9 protein-coding genes and 1 tRNA gene are annotated in these 15,662 nt (G+C 58.2%); 7 read left to right on the top strand and 3 right to left on the bottom strand.

Going from position 1 to position 15,662, the window contains the following annotated elements:
• Window positions 1-313: 313 nt before the first annotated feature.
• The 4 genes from ACN0VH_RS19710 to ACN0VH_RS19695 all read left to right on the top strand — a co-directional run bounded on the left by ACN0VH_RS19710 (window position 314) and on the right by ACN0VH_RS19695 (window position 8,349).
• Complete coding sequence (locus ACN0VH_RS19710) at window positions 314-3,472, top strand: beta strand repeat-containing protein (RefSeq protein WP_417702181.1); 3,159 nt, start codon at window positions 314-316, stop codon at window positions 3,470-3,472.
• A gap of 76 nt (window positions 3,473-3,548) precedes the next feature.
• On the top strand, window positions 3,549-4,853 hold the full coding sequence (locus tag ACN0VH_RS19705; protein WP_278924399.1) for a TolC family protein: 1,305 nt from the start codon (window positions 3,549-3,551) through the stop codon (window positions 4,851-4,853).
• Window positions 4,850-7,180, top strand: a complete 2,331-nt coding sequence (locus ACN0VH_RS19700) for an ATP-binding cassette domain-containing protein (protein WP_278924398.1) — start codon at window positions 4,850-4,852, stop codon at window positions 7,178-7,180. The genes ACN0VH_RS19705 and ACN0VH_RS19700 overlap by 4 nt, the downstream gene beginning before the upstream one ends.
• Complete coding sequence (locus ACN0VH_RS19695; RefSeq protein WP_417702178.1) at window positions 7,177-8,349, top strand: HlyD family type I secretion periplasmic adaptor subunit; 1,173 nt, start codon at window positions 7,177-7,179, stop codon at window positions 8,347-8,349. The genes ACN0VH_RS19700 and ACN0VH_RS19695 overlap by 4 nt, the downstream gene beginning before the upstream one ends.
• A gap of 115 nt (window positions 8,350-8,464) precedes the next feature.
• Here the strand turns inward: ACN0VH_RS19695 and ACN0VH_RS19690 are convergent, their stop codons facing one another.
• Both ACN0VH_RS19690 and ACN0VH_RS19685 read right to left on the bottom strand, forming a co-directional pair.
• Complete coding sequence (locus ACN0VH_RS19690) at window positions 8,465-9,178, bottom strand: trypsin-like serine peptidase (protein WP_278924396.1); 714 nt, start codon at window positions 9,176-9,178, stop codon at window positions 8,465-8,467.
• A 617-nt stretch (window positions 9,179-9,795) separates the two neighbouring features.
• Complete coding sequence (locus tag ACN0VH_RS19685) at window positions 9,796-11,844, bottom strand: PAS domain-containing hybrid sensor histidine kinase/response regulator (protein ID WP_417702175.1); 2,049 nt, start codon at window positions 11,842-11,844, stop codon at window positions 9,796-9,798.
• A gap of 375 nt (window positions 11,845-12,219) precedes the next feature.
• Here ACN0VH_RS19685 and ACN0VH_RS19680 point away from each other — a divergent pair, with 375 nt between their 5' ends.
• From ACN0VH_RS19680 to arsB, 3 genes are all read left to right on the top strand, one after another.
• Window positions 12,220-12,630, top strand: coding sequence for a sugar 3,4-ketoisomerase (locus ACN0VH_RS19680; RefSeq protein WP_278924394.1), 411 nt, complete (start codon window positions 12,220-12,222; stop codon window positions 12,628-12,630).
• Window positions 12,627-13,721 (top strand): DegT/DnrJ/EryC1/StrS family aminotransferase, encoded by a 1,095-nt coding sequence (locus ACN0VH_RS19675; RefSeq protein WP_417702173.1) that lies wholly within the window; start codon window positions 12,627-12,629, stop codon window positions 13,719-13,721. Before ACN0VH_RS19680 ends, ACN0VH_RS19675 begins: the two co-directional genes overlap by 4 nt.
• Window positions 13,722-13,892: 171 nt before the next feature.
• Window positions 13,893-14,903 (top strand): ACR3 family arsenite efflux transporter, encoded by a 1,011-nt coding sequence (gene arsB, locus ACN0VH_RS19670; protein WP_417702171.1) that lies wholly within the window; start codon window positions 13,893-13,895, stop codon window positions 14,901-14,903.
• A 573-nt stretch (window positions 14,904-15,476) separates the two neighbouring features.
• Here arsB and ACN0VH_RS19665 read toward each other — a convergent pair.
• A tRNA-Met gene (locus ACN0VH_RS19665) sits at window positions 15,477-15,553 on the bottom strand.
• Window positions 15,554-15,662 lie beyond the last annotated feature (109 nt).

Genomic DNA, 15,662 nt, shown 5'->3' with positions numbered 1-15,662 from the left:
TGTCGCCAGAAACAGCGCTCAACGCTCCCCTGCCGTATCATCCACCAGCTCACCACACCAATAGCGTTAACCAGTTGTTAACAAAGCCCGCTTGACGGGTTTCCCAAGGCCAAACATGCGGCAAACAAGTCACGCTTACCCAGGGGTCGTGGCCTCTCCCGGCACGCATCGACTAGACAGTTGATTAAAATTAGACGCAATATATCCACAATATGGCCGCAAAGAACGGCCCGAGGCAGAACTTTACAGGCACAAGACCGTCACGCGTCCCTCGCTTTGGGCGTCGCACGGTCTATGAACGAGCGGCGAAAATATGAAAACTGTTGGATTTATCACTCGGGATCTCTCGGGAACCACCCGTCAAAGCACTTTTTCAGAGGGGTCTCCCTCTCTGCTGAATGTTACCCACTCCAAGGATATTTCGCTGAACCTCAGTGCGTCGGACATTGACAGCTATATGCGTCGGGGATCGGATCTCCACCTGGTGCTGGCCGATGGGCAAATCCTTGTTTTGCAGAACTATTACAGCCAGAACACCCCAGGCGGTAAGAACCTGTTCCTCAGCGAGGAAGGCAATTTCGTCGAGGTGGTTCTCGAAGACAAAGCCGAAGGTGCGCTCTTTGCGAGCTACGAACCGCTGGATCTTTCGGGGAAGTGGTCCGCCTATGACGAAATGGTCTTTCTGAACGTTGATCGTATCGAACCCGTGATTGCCCCCCTGGCCGCGCCGCTCTTCGGCGGGTTTGGCGCTGCGGGCGCGGCCGCCGGTGCGGCTGGCGTTGCTGTCCTCGCCGGCGGTGGCGGTGGCGGTGGCAACAATGGCGGTGGTGGTGGCGGTGGCGGCGGTGGTCCGATCCTGCCCACGGTCGACAATCCTGACGCGACATATCCGGTGGCCGGATCCACCACTGCCCCTATTGTGATCACCGGCACCGGCACCCCCGGCGCCGAGGTCGAGGTCGATCTTGGCGGCGTCACCCAAACCGGCACCATCCAAGACGACGGCACCTGGGAAGTCACCTTCCCGGTTGGGGATCTGCCAGTTGATGGCTCCTATGACACCACTGTTCAGGTCTCTGACCCGGATGGGACAGAACATGATCTGGACGGGCCCGCTGTGGTGATCGACACCACGCCGCCTGATCTGGAGGTCACCAGCGGCACGGATTCCACCGGCGATCTGGTCAATGCCGCGACCCACGCCAGCGGCACCGTTATTGCCGGAACCGGCGAAGCAGGCGCTAGCGTTAGCGTGCTGGTAAATGGCGCCACCCAGACCACAACAGTTGGCAGCGATGGCACCTGGTCTGTCACTTTTGCACCCGGTGAAATCTCCACCGGTGAATATGACACCCCGGTTTCCATCACCACCACCGACAGCTTTGGCAATAGCGCCACCTTCAGCGACACCCTGATTGTCGACACCATTGCCCCGCCCATCGCCGTCAACACGGTCGAAACAGACGATGTGATCAACCAGGCCGAAGCCTCGGATGGGGTGATCCTGTCCGGCAATGGCGAAGCCGGGGCCGCGATCGAAGTGCTGTTCCAGGGCGTGATCCAAACAACCACCGTAGCCGCCGATGGCACCTGGTCGGTGAGCTATGACGCGTCACAGATTGCTGGTGGCACCTATGACAGCACCGCCACCGTGACCTCTACCGATCTGGCGGGCAACAGCGCGACCAGCGATCACAGCCTGCATGTCGATACCGAAACCTCGGTCATCCTGAACAGCAGCCATGCTGGCGGCGACGACGCAGTTTCCGGTGCCGAGGCACAGGCGGGTGTCACCCTGACTGGACTCGCCGAAGCAGGTGCCAGCGTTGTCGTGGAGATTGCTGGCGTTTCGCGCATTGTGACGGCCGATTCCGCTGGCAACTGGGAAGCAACCTTTGCGCCCGGCGCTCTTCTGGGGGGGGAATATAACACTGTTGTCAATGTTACCTCGACCGATCTGGCAGGCAATAGCGCGACGACCTCTTCGCCGCTGCGGATTGACACCGTGGCGGGCACCGTCGCCCTGTCGCCGGATCCGATCGAAATCGACGATGTGATCAATGCGGTCGAACGCGCCGATGGCGTCGAAATCAGCGGCACCGCCACACCGGGCATGACCGTCACGGTCGGTCTTGGCTCTGCCACTACCCAGGTGATGTCGGATGTCGACGGCAACTGGAGCACAATCTTCCCGGTCGGCAGCATCCCTCAGGGAACCGAGACCTTGGATATTACCGCGTCGATCACCGATGACCTAGGCAATACAGCCAGCGCTTCGGACACCGTTGCGCTCGATACACTGGTTACCCCGCTGACCCTGAACACCAATGGCATTGCAGGCGACAACACCATCAACGCGACCGAACGCGCCGATGGCGTCACCCTGACCGGCACCGTTGAACCCGGTTCTTCGGTGCAGGTTGCAATCGGCACTGGCGCGGCCCAGAACGCCATCGTGGATACGGCCGGCAACTGGAGCGTTACCGTCCCCACCAACGCCATCCCCACCGGCACTACGGATGTGGACGTAGTGGTGCAGGCAACTGATACGGCGGGCAATACTGGCAGCGTTGTTCATAGCGTGGCCATTGACACCGAGGTCACGCCCTTTACCTCTGATGCCAACCAGACAGCCAATGATGTGGTCAATCAGGACGAACTTAACGCCGGCTTCGCCCTGCAGGGCGCCGTCGAGCCAGGCTCTAGCGTTGTGGTGACCATCCAGGGCAAAGCCAAGAGCGCCACCGTGGATGCGGCCGGCAACTGGAGCGCTGAATTTTCGGGCGCCGATCTTCCGCCCGGGGAATATAGCGCCGACGCAACGATCGTGGCGACAGATGCGGCTGGCAACACCAGCACTCTGACCGAAAGCTTTGAGGTGGATACCATCTTCGAAGCGCCACTGCTGGATTCCATCACCTATGAGATCGGTAGCAGCGATATCAGTGCCTTCAGCGTCGAAGGCACTGCAGCAACAGGCGAAACCATTGCCGTCAACGCACTCGAAGGCGATGGCAGTGTCTCCTCGCCTGGGGTGGTGATCACTGAAAGCGGCGGCAACACCTCCTTCGACTTCAACAACGCCATCCCCGACGGCACCGATCTGGTGGTCACCAATGTTGATACGCTTGGCAATGGCTCTTCCACCCTGCTGGTGCTGGAAGACAATGCCACGACCGCCAGCACCCTGACCCATGCGGGTCTTGGCCAGTTCAACATCGACGAACTGGACCTCGGCGCGGCTGCAAATGTGTCTCTTGTCCTGACCGAAGCGGATATCAAGGCCCTGTCCGAGAACTCGGACACCCTGACCATCCACAGTGGCTCTACCCCCGGTGAGGACAGTGTCACCATGACCGGAGCAACCCTTGCAGGCACCCGCAATGTCGATGGTGAGATGTACAACGTCTATACCATTGGCGACGACGGCACGACGCTGGTCATCGATCAAGACGTCTCTGTCATCATCTGATCACGCGGACCGGCCCGAACCATCGCGGCCGGTCCTACCTAGACCACCACAGGGCCTATCAACGGGCGGGGGCACTATGCAATTGGCACAACCCATTGGCGTATTGGCACTGTTGTGCAGCCTGTCAGGCTGCGCAGATGGCATGCCGTCCCTGCTGGGTAGCTCTGGCAACCAGACCGACCTGCCCCAGCACGGCAGCAATTTTGCCCAACCCGAGGGCGAGACCCGCTCTGAGGTCATTTCGACCCTGCTTGAACGGCGTTCCTTGCTGGCCGAAGGCACCATCTACAACAGCGTCGCCGAAGCGGCGGTGGCAGCCTCGGCCCGCGCCTCTGAGGCAGAGCTGATCAGCGCCAAACTGCGCGCCGAGGCCGAGGCCAAGAACTGGCTGCCCACCATTGGTCCCTCGGTCAGCCTGACAGACCTGGGAGAACTGGTCGCCGGAATGCTGATCCAGCAGGTACTGTTTGACAATGGCCGCCGCAAGGCGGAACGCGACTTTGCCGCCGCCGATGTCGAAGTCGCAGCGGTCAATCTGTCGGTCGATATGAACGAACGGGTGGAAGAGGCTGTTGGGCTCTATGTTGCGGGGCTGCGCGGCGACGAAAAATCCGCCTATAGCAGCCGCGCCCTGACCCAGATGCAAGAGTTTCGCCGCATTGTCGCAGGTCGCGTCGAAGGCGGGCTTTCCAACCGCGCCGACCTCAATGTGGTCGACAGCAAAATCAGCGGCATGCGCAACGCCCGCACCACGGCACAGGATAGTGCCAAAACGGCCCGCGCCGAGCTGACCGCCATGACCGGTGAAACCTTTTCTGAAAAGCCTGGCAAACTGGATCTGGGCACGCCGCCGACAGACGCGCAATATCTGGCGGTGCTGAAATCGCAGGCACAGGCCAATCGCAACGTGGCCCAGGCCGTGGTGAACCGCGCTGGCCTGCTGCCGCAGATTGCGGCGGCCGGCAATGTCACCTCGGATGGCTCTGGCGCGGGGCTGACGCTGGATCTGGCCGAACCTCTGGGGCTTGGCACCCCTGCGGCGCTACAGGCCATAGAAGCCTCGAAAGAGGCCGCCCGGCGCCAGATTGGCGAGGCCGAAGAAGATGCACGCCGCAGCTACGCCCGCCAGGTCCAACGGCTTGGCTCTTATCAGCGCCAAACCACCGAGGCCGCGACCCTTGCCCGCGCAAGCCGCGAAACCTACAGGCTGTTCAAGGCCCAGTTCGAGGCTGGCCAGCGACCGGTGATGGATGTCGTCAACATCTACGAAGAGTTGGTAAAACGCGAACAAGATCATATCGAAGCAAAATACGAAGTTGTGCTGATCCAGTTGGCACTGGCGCGTGACATGGGCCTTTTGGCGGATGGGGACAAGATTTGACCGACACGACCTCACGCACCCCGCCGGATGCCCCCCCCAAGGCCAGCAATCAGCCGCGCAAACCCGGCAAGACAAAGCTGCGGGCGGTTCCGCTCAGCCCGGCGGCTAATCGCCCGGCCACACCGGTTGCGGCTGCCCCTGCCGCACCAAAGGCCACGCCAGCCGACGCTGGCTCTGCCGCTGCGCCCCAGGGGCGGCGAGAAGTCGGCAGCCTGATCGAAGGTGCCTCTGCCCGCATCCGACACCGCGCCACCCTGATTGCCACCCTCGCTTCTTTGAAAGGGACCGAGGCCCAGGCTGGCGATATCGCCAATTTCATGTGGGGCAACCACTCTGGCGATACCTCGGCCGAGAGCCTGGCACAGGCGCTGGGATCAACCGGGTTGCAGGTGAAACTGCAACAGCAGCAGGAGCTGAACCAGGCTGAGTGGCCAGCCCTCGCCATGATGAAAGGCGGTCAATGTGTGCTGGTGCTGAGCCAGGACATGGATCAGCTGATCATTTTTGACACCACCTGCCCCGACAATCGCACCAAAGTCCCGCTAAGCGAATTCTCCCCGTTTTTCACCGGCACCCTGTTGATCGCCCGCCCCTCTTTGAAACAGATGGCAGCGCGGCACACGCCGCAACTGGACAGCGATCACTGGTTCTGGGGCGAATTCCCCAAATACCGCCGTCAGGTGGGCGAAATCATGCTGGGGTCTCTGGTTGCAAATATCCTTGCGGTTTCGGTGGCGCTGTTCTCGCTGCAGGTCTATGACCGGGTGGTACCGCACCAGTCCCACGCCACGCTTTGGGTTCTGGCCCTCGGGGCTTTTCTGGCCATCATGCTAGAGGCGCTGTTGAAGGTCGCCCGTGCCCGGCTGACCGATGCCGCCGGGCGTCAGATCGAACTCTCGGTGCAGCACAACCTGATGCGCCGCCTCATCGGCATGCGCTCGGACAAGAAACCGCTGCCGCCATCGGGGCTGTTTGCGGCGATGCGCGACTTTGGCGCCGTACGCGAATTCTTCACCTCATCGACCATCTCGACCCTGGCCGATATTCCCTTTATCGCCGTCTTCCTGTTGCTGGTGGCCTCTATCGCCGGCCCTATCGTTTGGGTGATCATGGCGGGCGGCGTGATGATGCTGCTGCCGGCCTATTTCATGCAGCGCAAGATGATTGCCCTTACGCGGCAGACCCAGGGCGCCAATGCCAAGGCCGGCCGGTTGCTGCACGAGGTGATCACCGAGCTGGACACCGTGAAAACCCAGCGTGGCGAAGACCGGGTGATGCGGATGTGGGATGAGCTGAACATGCTGTCGTCGCATTCCTCGACCGAGCAACGCCGCCTGGCCAGCGCGCTGACTTTCTGGTCGCAGGGAATCCAGCAGGCCACCTATATCACCGCCGTTGTAATGGGCACGCTTCTGGTTTTTGCCGGGGACTTCACCGTCGGCACCATCATTGCCACCGGGATCCTGACCAGTCGTACCCTGGCCCCGCTGACCCAGTTTGCAGCCACCATGGCCCGCTGGAGCAACGTCAAGGGTGCCCTGGAAGGTCTGGAGGCCATCGCCAAAGCGCCGCAAGAAATGGACGCCGAACGCAGCTACCTGCGCCGTGAACAGCTTGAGGGCCGCTTTGAACTGCGCGAAGTGGTGTTTCGCTACGATGAAGACGCCGCCCCCACCCTGGATGTGCCGGGTGTTGCCATTACACCCGGCCAGCGGGTGGCGGTTCTGGGCGTCAATGGATCTGGCAAATCCACCCTGATCAAGCTGTTGTCCGGGCTTTATTCGCCCGATGCCGGCCGGATCATGATCGATGGCACCGATATGGGCCAGATCGATCCACGCGACCTGCGCCGCAATATTGGCTATCTCAGCCAGGATGTCCGGCTTTTTTCGGGCTCGCTGCGCGATAACCTGAACCTGAACCAGCTGGAACGCGACGATACCCGCCTGATGGAGGCCTTGGATTTTTCCGGTTTGGGCACCTATGTGCGCGGCCATCACAAGGGGCTGGATCTGGATATCGGCGATGGTGGTGGCGGCCTGTCCATCGGTCAACGCCAATCCATCGGCTGGGCACGGCTCTGGCTGCAGAACCCATCAATCGTGCTGCTGGATGAACCCACTGCGGCGCTGGACCAGACGCTGGAACGTACCCTGGTCAGCCGCCTGGAAACCTGGTTGCAGGGCCGTACTGCCGTGATCGCCACGCACCGAATGCCGATCCTCACCCTGACAAACCGCACCCTGATCTTGCAGGATGGGCGCATGGTTGTGGATGGGCCGCGCGACAAGGTTCTGGCACATCTCGCCGCCGGAGAGGGCAAATGACCCCCCCCACCCCCTATGATCTGGACCAGAGCGCCCGCGGCGCCAGCCGCATCGTATATCTGGTCGGGGCCGCCCTGGTGCTGTTTCTGGCTTGGGCCGCCTTTGCCTCGGTGGATGAAATCGTGCGCGGTGAGGGCGAAGTCGTCTCTTCCTCACGGGCGCAGATCGTGCAGAACCTCGAAGGTGGGATCCTGGCCGAACTGCATGTGCGACAAGGCGATGAAGTAAAGGCCGGACAGGTGCTGGCCAAACTGCAAGACACCAAATTTCGCACCATCGCGGATGAACTGCAGGATCAGATCGATACGCTGGAAATCAAACAGTTCCGGCTAGAGGCGGAAATGGACGGTGCATATGAATTTTTCGTCCCGGATGAGCTTGCCGACCGATCTGGCGAAATTCTGGCCTCGGAACGCGCCCTGCTCAAGGCACGGCAGGGGGATTTTGACAGCCGCCGCACCAGCGCACGCAAGATCCTCGATCAACTGAATGACGAGCTGGCCAATATGCATCGGCTCTATGAACAAAATATCGTGGCCCTGATCGAAGTGAACCGCGCCCAAAAGGCAGCGACCGATGCGCAGGCCAAATTCAACGAGATCGGCACCCAGAATGAGCTGAAGCGGGCGGAGGAATATTCCGAAGTCCTGCGCGAGTTGACCTCTTTGCGGCAGGACCAGCGGCTGGCCCAGGATCAACTGGACCGCACCGTCATCACATCGCCGATGTCAGGGATCGTAAACAGCCTGGGCGTGACCACTATTGGCGGCGTCGTGCGCCCCGGAGAAGAGATCTTTGAGATCATCCCGATGGGGGAAGAGCTGTTTGTCGAAGCGCAGGTCAAACCAAAAGACATCGCCAGCGTGCAAACCGGTCAGACGGCCACTATAAAACTGTCAGCCTATGATTACACCATCTATGGTGCCCTGAACGGCGAAGTGGATTTTGTCTCGGCTGATACCTTTGAAGATGAACGCAACCCCCGTGCAGAGCCCTTTTACCGGGTAACGGTGCGGGTTGACCGTTCAAAGCTGACCGAGCGGCAGAAAACCATTGAAATCCGCCCAGGCATGCGGGCCACTGCTGAATTGCAGACCGGGTCCAAGACTGTTCTGAACTATCTGTTGAAACCGCTGTATAAATCCCAGGAAGCATTTCGAGAACCTTAGAGCGACGCTGATCTAAGAACTGGAATGCAGCGATCCACTATCTGGTTCCGATGTTTCCCACTGCCATTCTAGCAAGTGGGTCACCTGGGAACATCGCAAAGAAACGACGTCGAAGTTAGCCGGCCTGTTGCATCAATCGCCACAGGGAGGAATCCAGGGCAGTGCCAATCGACACTGGCTGGCTTCCCATCGCAGCCTTGGCAGAAATCACCGACACCAACCTTGGCAGACGTCCAGGCACCACCTGCAAGACAGGGGCCCCCGAGGCACCGAATTCAACACGGCACGACATCACCAGGGTGGTACGCTGCTTTGCCAACACTTCACAGCTGCGTTCCAAGCTCGGTCTTGTCGCATGGGTGAAATTGTAAGACAAGACCCCAACAGCGTCTCCGCGGGCGGCTTCCCATGACATCACCAGCGGGCGTATCTCAGCCGAGCTGATCGGATGAGACAGGCGCAATACCGCGATATCATTCCCCATCAAAGACGTGTTGCTGCGGAAATGATCATAGCCAGGATGCATCACCGCCTTGGTAATATTGCGGGCGGCTTTTGCACGACGACCGACCAGGCCGGCCTCAAACTTAATCGTCGTTGGATCAATCGCCCGACCAGAAACCGGATCATAGAGGCAATGCGCTGCGGTCAGCACCAGATTTGGCGCAATCAAAGATCCGGTGCACATGTTGCGCCCAGAAATATTAAGGCGACCAACGGCTTCCCAGCCAGGGAAGGAGTCCGCACCAACCTGCGAACCCTCTGCTTTGGCAAGGCCCGGCAAGCTGGCCATTAGGCATGCTACAATAACTGTAAATAATCGCTTCATGTTCCACTCCAAATTCCCACATCAACATCGTCGTTCAGTCATGCGGCTGGAATGGGGCCTGTTTGGGCGTGGAATGGACGAAATAATGGGCAGAATGTGACGCAGTAAACAAAACCTTAACCCCCCGGTTATTGGTGCCTCAGTTGACGCGAAAACCGTTAAAAAGACCACCCGGCGTTAAGACCTTCGTTAATCTTTTACATAAAACTTTGTAAAAGCTTGGACTTTTCATCCCCAAAAAGAACAGAATCCGCCCCCCAGAGCGCAAGACTTCGGTAAGAAATACGTGTGTTTGTGCCCCTCAAACGCGAAATGAGGCAAGAATCAGCGTTCCCCCCGCAGTGAGAGAATGGCGACCTTCGCCGTTTCCGGCCCTTAACCCACACGCCCCGTTAAGAGTTGGTGTCACGATGAGATCTACAAAGGCTGCCCACCTGCCGCCCTATGCCAGGGGCCACAATGGACCATCAACAGCCCACCGGCGCCCCCAGCGCAAGGCGGGACTTTTACATTTTCAAAAGACACCATGACGTGCGACCATCCAAAACCACACCTTTCGACAGACCAGGCACCAGCCATGAGAGCCTGAGGGCCAGGCTGGTCGGCACGCGGGTCAGCTAGGCACGGTCAGCCAAAGATTTGGTAATCGCGGTAAGCAGCGTGTTGCGCCCCACCGGCTTCATCAAGCGAATGTCCTCCGGCAATAGCCCGTTGCCGTGAACCGTTGCCTCGTTTGCATATCCCGACATGAAAATGAACGGCACGCTTGGATCCTTTGCCCGGATCGCTTTGGCCAGGTGGGTCCCCTGCAGTTTACCCGGCATGACGATATCAGTTGCAACAATGTCAAAATCCCTGTTCTGCAACCAGGTCGCCATCGCCTCATCACCTGATGTCGCGATCGTCACGTCGAAACCAACCCCCGTCAGCATATCTTCCTGGGCGGTCAAAAGCTTGGCATTGTCTTCGACCAACAAAATTCGCTTGCCGTGAATATGCGAAAGATCCTGTCCAGGCCGGTCAGGGCTGGGGCGCGCAGCCCGACCCGTCTCTGCCTTGAAATACAGCTTTACAGAAGTGCCAACCCCGACTTCGGAATAGATGCGCACAGTGCCGCCGGACTGCTTCATGAAACCCAGCACCATAGAGAGGCCGAGTCCCGTCCCCTGCCCCATTGGCTTGGTCGAGAAGAAGGGCTCGAACACCTGCGCCAACTTGTCTTTTTCGATCCCCGTTCCGGTATCGCTGACCGCTATCATGACATAGCGCCCCGGCAGCAGCTCTTCGCTGCGCTCGGCAATGTATTCATCATCAATGCGGATATTCGCAGTTTCAATCGTCAGTTGCCCCCCGTCTGGCATCGCATCACGGGCATTCAGGATCAGGTTGAGCAGCGCGTTTTTGGCCAGCCCCTCATCTGCGGTAAAGGCCCAGAGGTTCGCCAAGAGCGATGTCTCTATGTTGATGGTCGCAGGCAACAGGCGCGAGGACCAGGTCATCACATCGCGCACCACATCATTCCCTTTGAGCTGGTTTGGTGCCAGCTGTGAGCGCCGTGCAAAGCCCAAGATGTTGCGGGTCAGGTCACCGCCGCGTTGGGTCGCGTCGATAGCATTGGCAATATAGTCGGCTTGCTCGGGGCTCACGCCCGTCTCCTCCAGCAGATCAAGATTGCCCAGAACGACCGCCAGAATATTGTTGAAGTCATGCGCCATTCCCCCTGCGAGATTGCCGATTGCCTCCATCTTTTGCGATTGGCGCAGCTCGTTTTCCATATCAACCAGGCGCGACACATCTTGCAGCGTACCAACAAAACCTATGACCCGGCCATCGGCATCCAGCACCGCTTCACCGCTATCAACGACATTCACCATGCTGCCATCCGGGCGCTGAATCCGATGCAAGCAGGAAAACTGCCCCCGCGATTGCACCGCCTGTTCCGAAGCAAGCCGCAGTTTGGGCTGGTCTTCCACAGGGACAAAGGACCAGACGCCTTCTAGCCTGGTCGGAAATTCTTCTGGTGGGATGCCACATATCTTGCCCATGGCTTCGGACCAGATTATCCCGCCATGCCGATCCGTCTTCCAGCGACCAAGCCCGGCAATGCGTTCCGCCTGCAGAAGATATCTCTCCTGTTCTTCCAGTTTTTGCTTGTCCTCTTCGGCCTGGCGCAGCCGTCTTGATTGCACATAGGTGACAAGAAGGGTGCCCGCGATCACCGCAACCAGGCCGAGGGTGACGACAGTGTATAGAATGATCCGTCGGCGTACCATGACGGCCATGATTTGCTTTTCAAAATCACGGATCTGCGCCGCCGCCTCCTCGTCAGAGATACGTACCCGGCTATCAACCTGCGATATCGTCAGCTGTTGTTTCTGTGATCCTTTGACGATTTGCAGCATATCTCTATAGGCCCGCAGCGTGTTCTGAATAGGTTCCAGATCGGCCTTGACCCCAAAAGCTCTGACCCTGACTGAGATTTCTTTCAGCGTGCTTTCGGCCACGGCATAGTCTTGCAGCGCAGCGTCTAGATAGCCGTCTTCCTGCGGACGCAAAACCAAATTTTTGAAATTATGGATAAAGCCGTCATAGCCAATGGATCGCTCTAGCTGAATGAACAATCGTGGCAAGGTATAGGACGCCCGTTCAAACTGCACAAACCTCATACCAACGGCGCCCAAGAGCACGAGAGCAATAATCCCCCCAAGAGGCAGGAATAGCCGAGACCACTTCAATCCATTCATTTGTGCCATGCCTTGTTGCAAGGATCCTGTTGTTCTCCGCTGCGTATCGCGGATCAGGCCACCTCAACCTTGGGTGGTTTCACCCAAACAATCAACACCTGGAACCTGCAAGTGACTTTCCCCTGTAGTTGCAGCCATTCACTGCACTCAAAACCAGTTGCGAAACAGCACCCGAATTTGCTTAGTGCAGGGATTGCCACATGTGCTTTGGTTCCCGCTGTATCAAAATGTCCAGGGTTTCGTTTCCAAGTTCATAGTCTTATATAATCGTAGCAGAGCAAAAGTGAGCCCAAACCCATGCCCTTGAAAGATTGCCGTGTCGTTGACCTGCCCAAAATCGCGGATGCGAGGGGCAACCTGACCTTCGTTGAAGGGCAAAACCATATCCCGTTTGATATCAAGCGTGTCTACTATCTCTATGACGTTCCCGGCGGTGCAGATCGCGGCGCACATGCCCATAAGGATCTGCACCAGTTCATCATCTGCATGTCAGGCAGTTTTGATATCGTTTTGGATGACGGCTTTGACAAGAAACGCTTTCATCTGAACCGGTCTTATTATGGTATCTATGTCTGTCCGATGATGTGGCGGTATCTCGATAACTTTTCGTCCGGGTCGGTCTGCATGGTGATGGCCTCGGCCCCCTATGACGAGGCGGATTATATACGCGATCAACAAGAATTCTTGCAGGCGGTGGGCGCACAATGAAGGTTCCTTTTCTCGATCTTCAGGCGGCAGCGTCTGATATCTCTCCTGAGATAGAGGCCGCCCTGGTGCAGTCCGCACGGTCAGGACAATACATCATGGGCCCCATTCTGGAGCAGTTCGAGGCCGAGTTTGCCAGCTATACCGGTGCCGCGCATTGCCTCGGGGTGGCCAATGGGTTGGACGCGCTGCGTCTTGGCCTTCAGGCCATGGGCATCGGTGCCGGGGACGAAGTCATCGTGCCTGCCAACACCTTCATCGCGACCTGGCTTGCGGTCAGCCAATGCGGCGCTGTTCCGGTGCCGGTTGAACCCATTGAAGCCACGCATAACATTGATCCTGATGCCGTCGCAGACGCGATCACACCAAAAACAAAGGCTATTTTGGCGGTGCATCTCTATGGTCAGCCCGCCGATCTCGATGCGCTTCAGGCCGTGGCCGACCGCCACGATCTCCCCCTGCTACAGGATGCGGCGCAGGCCCATGGCGCCCGGTACAAATCGAAACCGCTGGGCAGCATGGGCACCGCCACATTCAGCTTCTACCCGTCAAAGAACCTTGGGGCTTTGGGCGATGGCGGCGCCCTGGTCACCAATGATGCCAGCGTTTCCCATCATTTGAAACTGCTGCGAAATTACGGTTCCGAAGAAAAATATGTCCACGAACTGAAGGGGCAGAACAGTCGCCTGGATCCGCTGCAGGCTGCGGTGCTGTCGCTCAAACTAAGGGTGCTGGACGACTGGAACGGCAAAAGGCAGGCCATCGCCCGGCGCTATAGTGACGCCTTCGCCAAGGCTGGGGCAATCATTCCGTTTGTCCCGGACTGGGCCGATCCGGTGTGGCACCTCTATGTGCTGCGCCACGCCGACAGAGACCAGTTTCAAACCCGGCTGAATGCCGCAGGCGTCGCCACGGCCATCCACTACCCGATCCCGCCGCACCTACAAAAAGCCTATTCTGATATGGGCTATGAACCAGGGCGTTTCCCGTTATCAGAAACACTGGCCAAAGAAGTCATCAGCCTGCCTATGTGCCCAGGCCAGAGCGACGCGCAGACAGAGTATGTAATAGACGCAGTCTTGAACCTTCTTTAGGGGCCGGACCGGTTGATTTTGGTGCTCCCTCATGCACCAGAATAACAGTACAATTGCGGCAGGCGAAGTGATTATCGCCGCCCCCGCCTGGCCTTGCCCAACGAGGCCACCATGAGCGGCCCCAATCGGGGCGGCAACTACGAGGCGATGCATACGTCAAAGGAGTGCGGTGTGAGCATTTTTGAAAGGTATTTGTCGCTTTGGATTGCATTGGCGATGGGGGGCGGCATCCTTTTGGGAAATACGGCCCCCCAATTGGTGACTGGCGTCGCCGCGGCCGAAGTCGCCAGCGTCAATCTGGTTGTTGCCGTGCTGATTTGGGCGATGGTGTACCCGATGATGGTGGGCGTTGATCCAAAATCGCTGCGCGATGTGGCAAAACAACCGCGCGGATTGCTTATCACCCTTGTTGTGAACTGGCTGGTCAAACCTTTCACGATGGCGGCACTGGCGGTATTGTTTTTCCGCTATGTTTTTGCGCCCTGGATCCCGCAGGAAGACGCGATGCAATACATCGCCGGGCTGATCCTGCTTGGCGCTGCGCCCTGCACGGCCATGGTGTTTGTCTGGTCGCAGCTAACACGCGGAGACCCGACCTATACGCTTTTGCAGGTATCGGTAAATGACCTCATCATGGTCATCGCTTTTGCGCCGATCGTGGCCTTCCTGCTGGGGGTCACGGATATAATCGTGCCCTGGTCGACCTTGGTTTTGTCTGTCCTGCTCTTCATCGCACTGCCACTTGTCGCAGGGTTGGCGACACGCCGCCGCCTTGGGTCTGACGCGGCCATAGAACAGTTTCAGGCGCGGGTGAAGCCCTACTCGGTCATCGGATTGATCGTCACTGTCGTGATCCTCTTTGGTCTGCAGGGCCAAGTAATCGTCTCCAAACCCTTCATCATCATATTGATCGCAGTGCCAATTATCCTACAAAGTTATGGTATCTTTGCGATTGCCTATGCCGCCGCATTTGCCCTGAAAGTCCCCCACAGGATCGCCGCGCCCTGCGCCCTGATCGGGACGTCAAATTTCTTTGAACTGGCTGTTGCTGTCGCCATCAGCTTGTTTGGGTTGCATTCCGGGGCTGCGCTGGCAACTGTTGTTGGGGTTCTTGTGGAAGTTCCGGTTATGCTGACCCTGGTCGCATTTGCCAATCGCACGCGACAACGGTTTTCTCTCTGACGAGGCGGAGAACCAGGATCTGACACGGCCAACAAGATCTGCTGAAGCATATTTCAGGGCGTCGGTATTGGCTGCAAACAATGTCTGAAGGCAGTCCATGCTGTTGAATACCAATGTGTTGCTGGCACAGAAAATGGCGATTTGCAGCATGGGCAGGCGTGTTTCTGATCAGGCGTTTCGCGTTTACTGCTCTGCCCGTTCAGACCTGAAACGCTCCCCTGGACCTCTTGCTGGACGGCCCTCCCCCCCTTTGCAGCCTCGGAGCAGCCTTGGCAATCCTATCGGCGTGATGAGTTCCGGATCGTTGTAGATTGGTTTCATCTTCTCCCGGTGTGCTTCCACGGGTTTGGAATGCAGTACGCCTCTGCTGCTGCCATATCCCCCTCCCGCCTCTTGCGCATCTGATAGTTTGGACGTGGTGAGCGCGCTCCTAGGCATTACGCCAGTGTTGCGTGCTTGCTACAGCTCCAAACGCGTCCCTATTGCTTCCACAGTGCTTCCAGTACGGCTTAATACAAACGCGTAAAGCCACCCGTAGGTGGCTGCAAGTATCCGCTATTTATATGTATTTATTGGTTGCGGGAGTAGGATTTGAACCTACGACCTTCAGGTTATGAGCCTGACGAGCTACCGGGCTGCTCCATCCCGCGACAGTTTTGTTTGTCGTATCGCTTTGCTACTTGAGGACTGTGTTTTTGTCTGGGTAGCCAGCGTATTTTATCGTTTAGAGTTTTTGGATTTTACTAGGTTTGGCAGTGA

Origin of the sequence: Pseudophaeobacter sp. (assembly GCF_048267565.1) — a bacterium.
Lineage (GTDB): Bacteria > Pseudomonadota > Alphaproteobacteria > Rhodobacterales > Rhodobacteraceae > Pseudophaeobacter > Pseudophaeobacter profundi.
This window is presented reverse-complemented; position numbering and strand designations above follow the sequence as displayed.

Coding starts and splice junctions, on each gene's coding strand:
- ACN0VH_RS19710 (WP_417702181.1), top strand. CDS start 314: ATGAAAACTGTTGGATTTATCACTCGGGATCTCTCGGGAACCACCCGT.
- ACN0VH_RS19705 (WP_278924399.1), top strand. CDS start 3,549: ATGCAATTGGCACAACCCATTGGCGTATTGGCACTGTTGTGCAGCCTG.
- ACN0VH_RS19695 (WP_417702178.1), top strand. CDS start 7,177: ATGACCCCCCCCACCCCCTATGATCTGGACCAGAGCGCCCGCGGCGCC.
- ACN0VH_RS19690 (WP_278924396.1), bottom strand. CDS start 9,178: ATGAAGCGATTATTTACAGTTATTGTAGCATGCCTAATGGCCAGCTTG.
- ACN0VH_RS19685 (WP_417702175.1), bottom strand. CDS start 11,844: ATGAGGTTTGTGCAGTTTGAACGGGCGTCCTATACCTTGCCACGATTG.
- ACN0VH_RS19680 (WP_278924394.1), top strand. CDS start 12,220: ATGCCCTTGAAAGATTGCCGTGTCGTTGACCTGCCCAAAATCGCGGAT.
- ACN0VH_RS19675 (WP_417702173.1), top strand. CDS start 12,627: ATGAAGGTTCCTTTTCTCGATCTTCAGGCGGCAGCGTCTGATATCTCT.